Origin of the sequence: Vibrio frigidus (assembly GCF_042465995.1) — a bacterium.
Taxonomy (GTDB): Bacteria; Pseudomonadota; Gammaproteobacteria; order Enterobacterales; family Vibrionaceae; genus Vibrio.
The window spans coordinates 120,912-133,520 of record NZ_JBCDMC010000001.1; the positions used below are offsets into that span (position 1 = coordinate 120,912).

Sequence of the window (12,609 nt, forward strand, 5' to 3'; positions counted from 1 at the left end):
TTCATGCTTAAAAAGTCCGCTACGAAAGTTGACCATGCTACAACGATCAAACAATCTTGGATGCGCTGTCGAGAGTCCGGACTTACTCATCAATCAGAACCAAATGTTGACCATATAACAGGTGGTTCACTGTCATCACTGCTTGAAGAACACCATCGCCTTATCGAAACTACTCGCAACGAAGTCCTCCCTTGTTATGAAAATTTACTGATTAATAGTAAGAGTCAAGTCATGTTAGCTGACCATCAAGGCTATGTGCTTAAGAGTTGGGGCGAACAACAGATTAAAAAAAGCCGAGAAGAATTATTCGTCCCAGGCACGGATTGGAGAGAATCTACATTTGGAACAAATGCGATAGGCACAGCATTAAAAACGGGTAACGTTGTGCAAATTCAGCACGACGAGCACTTTTTGATTTCCAATCGTTTTATGACCGGTTCTGCTGCCCCTATTTTTGGTATAGACCGCCAGATGCTTGGTGTTATCGACATATCAAGCGATACATATTTACCTGATTCTCACACGTTAGGCATGGTGAAAATCATGTCACAAGCGGTAGAAAATCAAATCATTATTTCTCACTTCAAGAGTGAGTATTTTTTACTGCGTTTTAATACCAGCGTTGAGAATATCGATAGCCAATGGTCAGGATTAATAGTATTTGATGAAAACGGATTAATCATCTCCGCCAATCATCGTGCTGAGCTCATATTGGGTAGCGACTTAAAACTGGTGAACATCTCTGAACTGTTCAATATCAATGTTCACCAACTCATAAACCAACCGAAGGGTTTTCAGGTCCCGTTACTTACCGTCAAAGGGTTTAGAGTTCACGGTATATTGGATAAACCTACCCAGCCAAAATCGAAAGTATTGGACTTTAGAACCCTAGTGAAACAGCCAAAGAAACATGTATCAGAACAGCACAAATTCCATTTAGATGAACTCAATTTTGGTGACCCTGTATTTGAGAAAGCGGTCGCTCAGAGCAAGCGAATTATTAACAAAGATATTCCTATTTTGATCTACGGTGAAACTGGTGTTGGTAAAGAGTTTTTTGTCAAAGCACTACACCATTCAAGCCAACGTTCCACCCAAAACATGATCACGGTAAACTGTGCCGCAATTCCCCAAGAATTGGTTGAATCCGAGCTATTTGGTTATGAAAAAGGAGCCTTCACAGGTTCAAGTCAAAAAGGGTATATCGGGTTAATACGTAAAGCCGATAAAGGGACTCTATTTTTGGATGAAATTGGTGACATGCCAATGAATGTTCAAGCACGTCTATTGCGAGTATTGCAAGAGCGAAGAGTCAACCCTCTTGGTAGCACTGAATCTTATCCTGTTGATTTTAAACTTATTTCTGCGACCAACTGTAACCTTAAAGAGGCAGTGGCTGCTGGGACTTTTCGCAAAGATTTGTACTACCGAGTCAGCGGATTAAATATAGAACTACCAGCACTGCGTCATCGAAGCGATCGTAAACAACTGATCTATTTCCTTTTGGATTATTATGCAGAAAACAAACATCACGCTCAAATAACAGAACGAACGATGCAGAGTTTCTGTCAACACAGTTGGCCCGGAAATATTCGCCAATTGGTCAGTGTAATACAGATTGGGCAAGCGATGTCAGACAACGAAGCCATTGACTTTGAGCATCTACCGGACGATTTTTTCGCAGATATAGAAGCGGAAGCAAACAATGCTAAGTCTGTCATTATTGATATAGAAAATAAGGCACATTCGATCAGTGCCGAGCCCTCTGCAGAGGATATAGTGACTCTGTATCAATCGCTCAGCTGCAATATTTCTAAAACGGCGGCCGAGTTAGGCGTAAGCAGAAATACTGTCTATAAACGCTTACGCGAATGTGGCCATAAATAATAAGCAAAATACAAATATTCGAAGGGGTCATGACGCTTGTCTATGTACCCACTATTTTAGACCCGATAAGTCGACTCCAACTCACTGATTCCCAAACCACTTTTCTTGCTTACTTTAAGCTGAACTGGAATCCGCTCTTTCATCGCCTCAATATGGCTTATCACTCCAATCATCTTCCCAGACGCATTCAAACTGTCTAATGCATCCAGTGCTAAATCGAGCGTTTCTGCATCTAAGGTACCAAAACCCTCATCTAAGAACAGCGAATCGATACTGGTTTTATGACTCACTAAATCAGATAAACCGAGTGCCAAAGCAAGGCTGACTAAAAAGCTTTCGCCTCCTGATAATGTTTTGGTGTCGCGTACTACATCCCCCTGCCAAGTGTCCATTACCGAGAGCTCTAATCCTTCTCCATGGCTACGCTGTAACTGGTATCGACCATGTAGTCGAGACAGTTGACGGTTAGCCAAGTGAATCAAGTTATCTAAGGTCAGTCCTTGTGCAAACTTACGAAATTTATCGCCACTGCTAGAGCCAATCAGCGAATGCAAGTACTGAATATCGTCATAGGCCGCTCTGTACTGCTCAATTTGATCAAACAGGTTCTGCTGCTCTTTGCGACGGCGCTGATCCGATTGAATCTCGTTCGCCAACTCACCTTCCCTTTTCGTCGCCTGTCCTATGATCGCTTTGAGCTCACTTAAGCTCTGCTCTATGCTGGTTCTGTCCGCCTTTTGATACTCTTCAGAATACTCATCCGCCATTAAGGCATCATATTGTTTGATGGCGGAATCAGATATGGCTTGTGCTCTTTCCAATGCCATCACACATTTTTGTTTCATCTCCGTTAGGCGATGTCGTTCTTCGTGATCCAATAACGCGAACTCAAATGCCTGTGTTGAGGAGAACTGACTGAGTTCTAGCAACCCATTCCACTGAGTCTGCTGCCCTTCACATTTTTCTTTTGCCGTTTTCAGGTTGGCGTTCAGGATCTTCAGTTCCCCTTCTACCGCCTTTTGTTCCTGCCGAGCTTGTTGGAAGTGTTTCTGTGCGTTAGCCAGCGTTTGTTCCGCCTGAGCAAACGCATGTAGGCTGCGTTGTCTTTCTTGCTCTACGACTCTCTCGCCGAACAACTCAATTCGTCTATCAATCAGATCAACCAATGTTTTTTCATGATCGCTTAATTTCTTATTCTCAACACCTAGACTTATCTCTATCTCAGACAATCGATGGTGATGAGCCTCCAAGTTGGATTGGAGCGCCGCATGTTCTTTCTGTCTGTCATTGAACTGCAGCTCATTGGCTTGCCATTTAGCCAGATCTTGTTGTTTTAACGCCAGCCAAGATACTAAGTTCGTCTCTTGTTGGATAACATAGCCACAATCCGAGATATTGTTCAGCAGGTCACTCTGTTGTTTTATCGCTTCAGATTCTAGTTTATGTAATTGCTGTACCGCTTCATCTTTGCTTTTTTGTTCATGGTCGACTTGCTGTTGTTGTAATTTTGCCGCTGACTCTAATTGATGGTGTGCTTGTTCAGATTGCGAAAGGCTCTCTTTCGCTTTCTGTAACTGATCTTCAATATGGCGAAATTGCACAGTAAAGTCCGACAGTTTATTACGCTGAGTTTCTCGTTCCATTGCATAGGCGTTCAACGCTTGGCCGTTTTTTATCGGTTCTGGGTAGTCAATGGTCACCGCCGTTTTTTGCCATAATTGTAATAATGTTGACTGTTCTTGTTCAAGCCAATTAATCCGTTTGTCACCATCCTCCATATGGCGAATTAAGGATTCAATATCGCTCTTTATATTTAGCCCGTTGGTCTTAATGACCATCAGTTCTTCGGCTGCTTTTTCTAACGCTGTTTGCTTCGCTGACACGTCAAACTGTTGGTCAATATTATCGGAAAATGGATGGTCTTCCGACCCACAAAGTGGGCATGGGGAATCGTCTTTTAGCTGGCTTCGGTAGAGTGCTAATACCTGCTCTTGTTCTAGTAACGCTTTCTCTTGCTTCACTTGTTCTTCTAGCGATTCTTTCAAGCTATCTTGTAAGCGATACTGCTCTCTGAGATGAACTCGCTGAGTCTCTTTCTCTTTTTTCTGTTTATTAATATCAACCCTGGATTTTAACTTCTCTTGTTTTTCTGTCTCATGACCCACCCATTGGGTTTGATAGCCATGCAATGTTTGTACTATTGCGATTTTTTGATTGAGAACGCTCAGTTGCATCTCTATCTGAGGCAACGTATCAACAAGTGTAGACGTCGTCTGCAATGCCTGTTTTTCGGCATCCGTTTTTGTCACTCGCTGTTTTTTTTGTTCCAATTCAGCACGACTTTCAGATAGCCTTTGTTGTTTAGTTTTACCTTGGTCAATTAGAATCGTTATCTGCTGTCCTAACTGTTCAATATGGCTTTTTTGTTGCTGAACATTGCCTGAATGCCGCTCAATTTGATTCAGTTGCTCACTCCATTTTCCCATATGCTGAATAAGTGACGCATCGGCTTTATGGTCGGTTTGATATTGAGTGATAACGCCTATCGCTTGCTCTACCTCTTGCTTATCTGCAAGTGCTCTTTGCTGGATACCTTGAAAACCATGGTACTGTTCTTCCTGTTCAGACACCCTTTTTTTGATCGTCCCAAGCGCGCTATTTTCTAATTTTATCTGATTATCAAGCGGTATAATTTGTTGATTAATTAAGGTTTCTAACTGGTTATTCTCTTGCTTTTCTATCGCTTGTTTTTCTGTTGCACTCACTGAGAACAGTTCGAGTTCTTTCGTTCTATTGTCTAACGCCTGAATCACTTGATGCTTGTCCGCAAGACGTTCTTCAACAAGCTGTAAGTGAGCATTCGCTTCTTTTAAAAGCATATATGGAGAACGAATTTTCTCTGCGGGCTCACTCGCCGCCAATCGATCAAATTCGGGTTTGGCGTGTTCCAACTGTTGTTTAACAACATCTAGTTGGGTTTGCGCCTCCAATTTCTCAGCGCTGCATTTCTCAACATTAACGTACCAATTTACATTGGCCTCAAGACCGGAAAGTTGCTTTACTTGTTCCGCTTGCTTGTCGCTTAACGCATTAAGCTCTGCCGTTAACCATTGTTTCTCTTCTTCATTGAGAAGATGAACACCTTTTGCCTGAGCTTCTAACTCTGCCAAATCTTGTTTGGCCTGGCTATAATGTTCATGTACCTTTTGAGAGATCTGGCTGTAGATTTCTGTTCCGGTTAACTCTTCTAATAACTCCGCACGTTCTGACTCTTTTGCGTTTAGAAATGCGGCGAATTGTCCCTGAGACAACAGCATCGACTTCGTAAATCGACCAAAATCCAGACCCGTAATCGCCTCTACTAGCTCACCCTTTTTCTTTAGCTGGTTTGCCAGTACTTTACCTGACTCAACCTCAGCCAATTCAACCGTAGCAGGCTGAAGCTTACCATCCACTTTTCCTCTGGCTCGCTTCATCCCCCAAAACGCTCTATAAGCCTTACCCTTCACTTCAAATTCAACTTCTGAAAGGCATTCCGTCGCGCCACGAGTCATTAATTCATTGTTCGCGGGTGTGATAGGCCCTAATCGCGACGTCTCTTGATACAGGCCAACACAAATAGCGTCCAGTATCGTCGTCTTCCCTGCACCCGTTGGACCGGTAATGGCAAACAGGCCATATTCAGAGAAAGGCGGTTGAGTGAAATCGATTTTCCACTCTCCCTTTAGTGAATTGAGATTCTGAAAACGTAGGCTTAAAATTTTCATTCGCTCTGCTCCCCGTTTTCAACTTCTTCAACGATTTGGTGAAAACGTGTCTTTATTCTTGCCAACCTTTGAGATTCATTTTCGCTGTCTAGCGTTTCGTGTTCGACTCGCTTTTCAAACACATCGAAAGGAGTAAGTTCGGCAAGAGTTTCAAGCTGCTCCTGTTGCAAGCTTTGTGTTTGCTGTCCTCTGGCTCGACGTAGTTGCAGCACCTCAACGTTAAGGTCTTCTGTTAATGCCTGAACCCTTTGTTGCAAATCGGAGAGAAAATCCTGTACTTCAACCTCAACGGCAAGCCAAACAGGCTGATCATCAGCAGCATCACGATACGATTCAAGCTGTTTTTCTATATAGGTTAGATCACCCTTTATTATCTCCATTCGTTGGAAAATAGGGATTTCAATAATTTTTATATCCGTGCGCTTCTCTTTTTCAAATTCAACGATTACTACTTGTTTGGTCGATTTAAGTTCATCAAAACTTAAAGGAATAGGTGAACCGCAATAACGAATATGTTCTGATTTCGCCACTATTTGCGGGCGATGAATATGACCAAGGGCGATATAGTCAGCCGGCGGAAAACCATCGGCGGCAAAAGCATCGAGTGTGCCGATATAGATATCTCGCTCCGAATCGGTTTTAGTGACACCCATTGCGGTCAGGTGACCTGTCGTGATAATGGGAACCTGTATATCCCTCTCTTTACGGCGCTGCACGGCTCTCTGATAGAGCGACATGTAGTGACCCTTTATCGCCTCTCCTAGCTGTTTCTGTTTTTCATTGCCAGACGATCCCGCAACACTTTGCATGACATCCCTTGCCCGCACAAATGGCACCGCACATAGCAACGCGCCGATTTCTCCAGAACAAGGCAGTTCGATGATCTGACTATCTAAGTCGTCAGAAGTATTGGCAATAACATGGGTATTCAGACATTCAACAAGAGGCTTAGACTCATTCAGCATAGAGACTGAATCATGATTTCCTCCCAATACGACCAAGGTGCAGTTAAGCGAGTTCAACTGCACAACGAATCGATTATATAGCTCTCGGGCATAGCTAGGTGGCGTGCCAGAATCAAACACATCGCCAGCAATGATTACCGCATTTACCTGCTGATCTTTAACAAGCTTAAGCAACCATTGAATAAACGCTTGGTGTTCATTTTTCCTGCTTTTAGTAAAAAATGACTGCCCTAGATGCCAGTCGGATGTATGAAGAATTCGCATAGAAAGTTCTTATGATAAAGGCTATTCACTAAAGATTATTTGATTGTGCCAACTAAGTGCAGTTCATACAATCGATCCCTTATAAAGAAGTGAGTTTTTGTATAGTGTCCGAGAGGATTTAGGCAAACCAGAGGTTTCAAAGGTTACGGTTCTCGCTTAACAATTGATAACTCAGTAAAAACAAAAGGGCACATCGTCATCGATGTGCCCTTTTAAACTGTTTATTATATTGCCCAGTTCTTTAAGTATTCCTGAACTCAGGTTAACTTAAATCGACATCCTTTGTACCCCATAGGTAAGTCGCCGCAAAGCCAGCTGCATAAGAAACACACAGTCCCGAACCATAAACGGCCATCGCGATAAAGATACCACTATTGGATGTCATAAGTGGCAGAGCAACGATACCTGAAGGTCCGAATACCGTATTTAGACCCACAGGAAGACCGAAATAGGAGATCAAACCGATATAAAAACCCCCTGCCGCACCCCCAATACACGCCGTTATGAAAGGCTTCACTCTAGGAAGCGTTACGCCATAAATCAATGGTTCACCAATACCCAAAATACCCGGAATGATTGAACCCTTAATTTGAGTGCGTAAAAGAGAGTCCTTACCGGCTTTTTTATACAGAGCGAAGGCGGCACCAACTTGGCCCCCTCCTGCCATCGCCAAAATCGGAAACAGTGAGTTAAACCCTTGTACGTCCATTAGCGCAAAGTAAACAGGAACGAATCCTTGATGGATACCAAACATGACGGAAATCAAGAATAAACCCGCCAAAATAGCACTACCAATTGGGTTGCCGTTCAGGTTCAAAAACAGCCAGGTCATCCCACTATAAAGATAACCACCGATAGGCATGATGATGATGAAAGTGACCGCACCCATGACCAACAACGTAAAGAACGAGGTAAGAATCATATCAAGATCGTCTGGCATATATCGACGAATAAAGCATTCCACTTTGGCCCCGACAATGGCGGCAATCAAAACACCAATGATGTTCCCTCTAGGGTCAATACCATGACCAAAGAAGCTGTCGATACCTGAATAGAAACCTTTTGTCGCCTCAGGGTCGTAACCCAATACAAACAAGGCCGCTATGATGGCCCCGTTGACACCAGAACCACCAAATGCTTTCTGTGCATTGTATCCAATTAATATGCTCAAGAAGCTAAATAGACCTTTACTAAATACCTTCATGTAACCAATCAGATAGATTAAGTCTTCACTTGGGGTATCGGCTGCTTTAATGAAGAGTTGTTCAAACAGTGTCGCAAAGCCTAACAACAAACCCGCGGCGATGAAGCCAGGAATTAATGGCGTAAAGATTGTGGCAAATTTTGATAAGAATTTATGCACGCCGCTAGTATGTTTGGCTTTCACCTGCTTTTTCTGATCAGAGGCAACATCTGATATATCAAGGACAAGACCTTCAGGCGTCACTAATTCATCAACCGAATTACCACGTTCAGCCATCATAGCATTCAGCATTTCCGCCGCGGTTTGTGCCTTTCCTGGCCCTAAAACAATCTGTAACTGATCATCACTTTCTACAATACCTAGTACGCCAGGCACACGTTTAAGTTCACTGTCATTTACCAACGCATCGTTGTTCAACACAAGACGAAGACGCGTCATACAGTTACCGCACTGCTGTATATTTCGTTCTCCGCCGACAAGTCGAATGATCGTTTCAATCATTGTATTATTTATCTTTACCATTATTAATTCCCTGTTGTAATGACGTTTATTTCGGTTATTTACTCAAAAGATTTAACAATTGATCGCCGCTCTAATAAATCCATTATTTTTTCGAAGTAATTCATCTGCGTGACTAAAATCTGTTTCGGTGAGCACCATCACGACGGCCGTTTTACAATCGCCATCACTTTGCACCAACACGTGTTCTGCCGTCTCTCGGTCACACCCTGTTGCTTCCATTACTATATTCTTTTGACGTTCGACTAACTTTGCATTGGTTGCCGCCACATCGACCATAAGGTGCCCATAAACCTTTCCTGTGCGAATCATGCTCCCTGTTGAAAGCATATTTAGAACAAGCTTTTGAGCCGTACCGGCTTTCATTCTAGATGAACCGGTAATGACTTCAGGGCCGACAATTGGCGTAAGACAAACATCGGCTATCGCATTCATTTCTGATTTTGGGTTACAGGTGAGACTGATTACCTTTGCCCCTAAGTCTCGCGCATATTCCATCGCTGAAATGACATAAGGTGTACGACCACTGGCCGCAATACCAACGACAACATCCTTGTTTGATAGATGAATACTTTTTAGGTCATTGCGCCCTGCTTGCTTGTCGTCTTCCGCATTCTCTACCGCTTGTAAGATGGCCCGATGGCCACCCGCGATCAATCCTATAACTTGCTCAGGATCAGTCCCATACGTTGGAGGGCACTCACTTGCATCGAGAATACCGAGTCGCCCAGAAGTACCCGCACCAATATAAATAAGCCTGCCGTTATTTTGAAAGGCATGGGCGATGAAATCGACCGACTCAGCGATTTCCGAGAGGATGAGTTCGATCGCTTCCGCAACCTTCTTATCTTCACTGTTGATCACCTTCAACATCTCTTTGGTTGCCAGTGTGTCAATATTTTTACTCAGATCGTTTCTACTCTCTGTCACTAATTGGCCTAGATCCACAAAACATTTCCTCTAATTTACCGCGTTATGCACAGAGTATATGGAATATTTAATTCCATATCTTGAACCTACATCGCAATAAATAATTCCTTTTGGGGATAATTTATTCTTCTATGCTTGAATTAACGCAATCTGATATGATTTTATGAATGGCTACAATATTTAATCTGAGTAAAAAAACATGGCATTACTAACAAAAATAATGAATTTAAAGAATAACTTATCGGCAAGTAGTCGCCGTATTGCTCAGATAATATTGGATACACCTTCAGAAGCGCTTAAAATGTCCTCTCAAGAAATGGCTCAACAGGCAAACGTGAGTCAATCTACGGTCATTAAATTCGCGCAAAAAGTAGGATTCAAAGGCTTCCCAGCACTTAAATTAGCATTGAGCCAAGAATTAGGAAGAAAGCGGGCAACAAATGAATCTCACAACTTGCACAACGAAATTAGCATCGAAGATTCCATTCCTGATATTGCACACAAGTTATTAGAAGAGAAAATTAAGGCTATCCGAGAAACAACGGAATCCATCAATTACGACGTATTTGATAGCATTGTCGAATTACTTAATAACGCACAAAGAGTTCAACTGGTCGGTATTGGTGGTTCGGCATTAGTGGCAAAAGATTTCAGCTATAAACTATTAAAAATCGGTATCAATACGATCTCAGAACTCGACACGCACGTACAAGTATCCGTTGCTCAAACCCTCTCCCCTAAAGATGTTCAATTTGTCATCTCATTTTCTGGCAATAAAAAGGACGTGTCCGTCGCCGTTCAGTCAGCAAAGAGTAATGGTGTGCCTATCGTGGCTTTAACCTCCGTACTTGGCGCTGAACTGAGGAAAATCGCCGACTATTGCCTCGATTGTGTCGCAGATGAAAGTCGCTGGAGAAGCTCATCTATCTCGTCCCGAGAGGCACAAAATACGGTTATAGACCTCATATTTATGGCGCTTGTCCAAAAAAGAGGGGAGATGGCAGAAACTCTGATCAGTGAGTCTAGGGAAGCGGTAAAGAAACTCGAGCTGTAAGCGATGCGGCTGGCCGTTACCACCTTTCACAATCGATGATTCAACCTATTTCTTTTTCATGTCTAATTCCCCTTTTAAGTCGTCGTTTTTTGCTTGATACTTAGCGGGCAGCCAAAAATAATAAGGGAATGAGAATGGCCGAACAACAAAGAGACATAACGCTCCGATTTCTAGCCGAACCCGGGGATGTGAATTTCGGTGGTAAAGTGCACGGTGGTGCCGTTATGAAATGGATCGATTTGGCCGCATACGCCTGTTCGGCTGGTTGGAGCGGAAAATATTGTATCACCGCTTATGCTGGTGGCATCCGATTCGTGGCCCCCATCCATGTAGGAAACTTGGTTGAGGTAAGTGCCAAGGTTATCTATACCGGCACTAGCTCTATGCATATCGCGCTAGATGTTCAGGCAAGCGATCCTAAGGAGTTGAATAAAACGCTCACGACACACTGTATTGTCATCATGGTAGCGGTAGATGCGAATGGTAAGCCGACTAAAATACCCGAGTGGATACCTAAAGAAGAAGAAGACATCAAGCTGCGTGACTCTGCGATAAGATTAATGAACATGCGCAAAGAGATAGGTGAAGAGATGGAAATGCATGTGAAAATGCTGAGATAATCATTGCGCATATCGCAATGAATTCATCATTACACCCATAAAAATAGTCTTAAAAAGAGCCGCCACCCTAATATCTTAGGTCGGCGGCTTTTCATTTTGTTCATTGTCATTTTTCTTTAACGCTTTTCTGTTCTAATCCTCAACTCATTGTATATAACTCAGACATCCACAATAAATAACGGTAGGCCTTCAATTGATAGATGACCGATCTCTAATTACATTAAGTGATGACACAATAGGAAACTTAAGTGCAGTAGAGTACCAGTGGGTACGTACCATGTACGTTGAAGGGTATGTAAACGAGGATATTAACCATTACATCCAAACTTGTTTTGGTGGTGACGGTATTTTTGCAGATCTTTTTAGAAAAGTGGCCCTGCATGAAGAAAGTATTTATGTATTAATGCGCTACGTTGGCTGTGCACCTTCTAGCAAAGAGTTATAACCAGCAATATTATTGCTGGTATAAAAAAGAGCGACCGTTCAGTCGCTCTTTTGCTTCTTATCCTTTCACTCCGCCCGCCGTCAGACCACCAACGAGCCAACGCTGTGCTAACAAAAATACCGCGGTAATAGGGACAGCAGACAATACAGCCGCCGCCGCGAAATCGCCCCATAAATAGTTTTGTGGATAGAGATACTGCTGCATACCTACCGCAAGTGTGTATTTGTCTACATCAGATAATAATAACGACGCGACAGGTACCTCACCGACAACACCAATGAACGAGAGAATAAACACAACCGCTAGAATTGGTACTGAAAGTGGAAGCAGAACCAACCTAAATGCTTGCCATGGCGTTGCACCATCAAGTGCCGCGGCCTCTTCGAGTGAGTTATCAATGGTTTCGAAATACCCTTTAATCGTCCATACATGTAGTGCGATGCCACCAAGATAGGAGAAAATCAAACCACCATGGGTATTCAAGCCTAAGAACGGTATGTACTGCCCTAACTTATCAAATAATGCATACATTGCGACGAGTGCCAGCACCGCAGGAAACATCTGGAAGATCATCATTGCTTTCAAGATAGTGTTCTTACCGCCAAACTTCATACGCGCAAAGGCGTAGGCAGAAGTCGTCGACAACGCAACGATGAAGATAGACGATATTGCCGCTACTTTCACTGAGTTCCACAACCACAGAAGGACAGGGAATGGCGGTGGTGTTATCGAGCCGTCTGCGTTCGTTACAGAAAAACCTAATGCCAGTTTCCAGTGCTCTAGAGATGGGTTCTCTGGAATCAAACTACCCGTTGCAAAGTTACCCTCACGGAACGAGATAGCAATAACCATCAACAGCGGAAAAATTATCATTGATAAGAATATCCATAGAGCAACATGGGTTGCCCATACACGATATTTCACATTTTTACCTTGTACAATTGCCATAATATT

9 protein-coding genes are annotated in these 12,609 nt (G+C 43.0%); 4 read left to right on the forward strand and 5 right to left on the reverse strand.

The window, feature by feature from the left end; all coding sequences use genetic code 11:
- The first annotated feature begins 3 nt into the window (after nt 1-3).
- On the forward strand, nt 4-1,887 hold the full coding sequence (locus AACW90_RS00555) for a sigma-54-dependent Fis family transcriptional regulator (protein ID WP_390229382.1): 1,884 nt from the start codon (nt 4-6) through the stop codon (nt 1,885-1,887).
- 56 nt (nt 1,888-1,943) lie between these two features.
- Here the strand turns inward: AACW90_RS00555 and AACW90_RS00560 are convergent, their stop codons facing one another.
- From AACW90_RS00560 to murQ, 4 genes are all read right to left on the reverse strand, one after another.
- Nucleotides 1,944-5,654, reverse strand: coding sequence for an AAA family ATPase (locus tag AACW90_RS00560; protein ID WP_390229384.1), 3,711 nt, complete (start codon nt 5,652-5,654; stop codon nt 1,944-1,946).
- Entirely contained in the window at nt 5,651-6,883 is a 1,233-nt protein-coding gene (sbcD, locus tag AACW90_RS00565; RefSeq protein WP_390229387.1) for an exonuclease subunit SbcD, read from the reverse strand. The genes AACW90_RS00560 and sbcD overlap by 4 nt, the downstream gene beginning before the upstream one ends.
- Before the next feature lie 262 nt (nt 6,884-7,145).
- Complete coding sequence (gene murP / locus AACW90_RS00570) at nt 7,146-8,609, reverse strand: PTS N-acetylmuramic acid transporter subunit IIBC (RefSeq protein ID WP_390229389.1); 1,464 nt, start codon at nt 8,607-8,609, stop codon at nt 7,146-7,148.
- Nucleotides 8,610-8,660: 51 nt separating this feature from the next.
- Nucleotides 8,661-9,554 carry an N-acetylmuramic acid 6-phosphate etherase gene (murQ, locus tag AACW90_RS00575; RefSeq protein WP_390229391.1) on the reverse strand — a complete coding sequence of 298 codons (894 nt, stop codon included), beginning with the start codon at nt 9,552-9,554 and terminating at the stop codon, nt 8,661-8,663.
- A 181-nt stretch (nt 9,555-9,735) separates the two neighbouring features.
- On the opposite strand from murQ, the gene AACW90_RS00580 reads away from it, so the two are divergent.
- From AACW90_RS00580 to AACW90_RS00590, 3 genes are all read left to right on the forward strand, one after another.
- Entirely contained in the window at nt 9,736-10,590 is an 855-nt protein-coding gene (locus AACW90_RS00580) for a MurR/RpiR family transcriptional regulator (protein WP_390229393.1), read from the forward strand.
- A gap of 134 nt (nt 10,591-10,724) precedes the next feature.
- Entirely contained in the window at nt 10,725-11,210 is a 486-nt protein-coding gene (locus tag AACW90_RS00585) for an acyl-CoA thioesterase (RefSeq protein WP_275136860.1), read from the forward strand.
- A gap of 196 nt (nt 11,211-11,406) precedes the next feature.
- Complete coding sequence (locus AACW90_RS00590; RefSeq protein WP_195706449.1) at nt 11,407-11,655, forward strand: hypothetical protein; 249 nt, start codon at nt 11,407-11,409, stop codon at nt 11,653-11,655.
- A 57-nt stretch (nt 11,656-11,712) separates the two neighbouring features.
- Here the strand turns inward: AACW90_RS00590 and malG are convergent, their stop codons facing one another.
- Complete coding sequence (malG, locus tag AACW90_RS00595) at nt 11,713-12,603, reverse strand: maltose ABC transporter permease MalG (protein WP_275136859.1); 891 nt, start codon at nt 12,601-12,603, stop codon at nt 11,713-11,715.
- Nucleotides 12,604-12,609 lie beyond the last annotated feature (6 nt).

Coding starts and splice junctions, on each gene's coding strand:
- AACW90_RS00555 (WP_390229382.1), top strand. CDS start 4: ATGCTTAAAAAGTCCGCTACGAAAGTTGACCATGCTACAACGATCAAA.
- AACW90_RS00560 (WP_390229384.1), bottom strand. CDS start 5,654: ATGAAAATTTTAAGCCTACGTTTTCAGAATCTCAATTCACTAAAGGGA.
- sbcD (WP_390229387.1), bottom strand. CDS start 6,883: ATGCGAATTCTTCATACATCCGACTGGCATCTAGGGCAGTCATTTTTT.
- murP (WP_390229389.1), bottom strand. CDS start 8,609: ATGGTAAAGATAAATAATACAATGATTGAAACGATCATTCGACTTGTC.
- AACW90_RS00580 (WP_390229393.1), top strand. CDS start 9,736: ATGGCATTACTAACAAAAATAATGAATTTAAAGAATAACTTATCGGCA.
- AACW90_RS00585 (WP_275136860.1), top strand. CDS start 10,725: ATGGCCGAACAACAAAGAGACATAACGCTCCGATTTCTAGCCGAACCC.
- malG (WP_275136859.1), bottom strand. CDS start 12,603: ATGGCAATTGTACAAGGTAAAAATGTGAAATATCGTGTATGGGCAACC.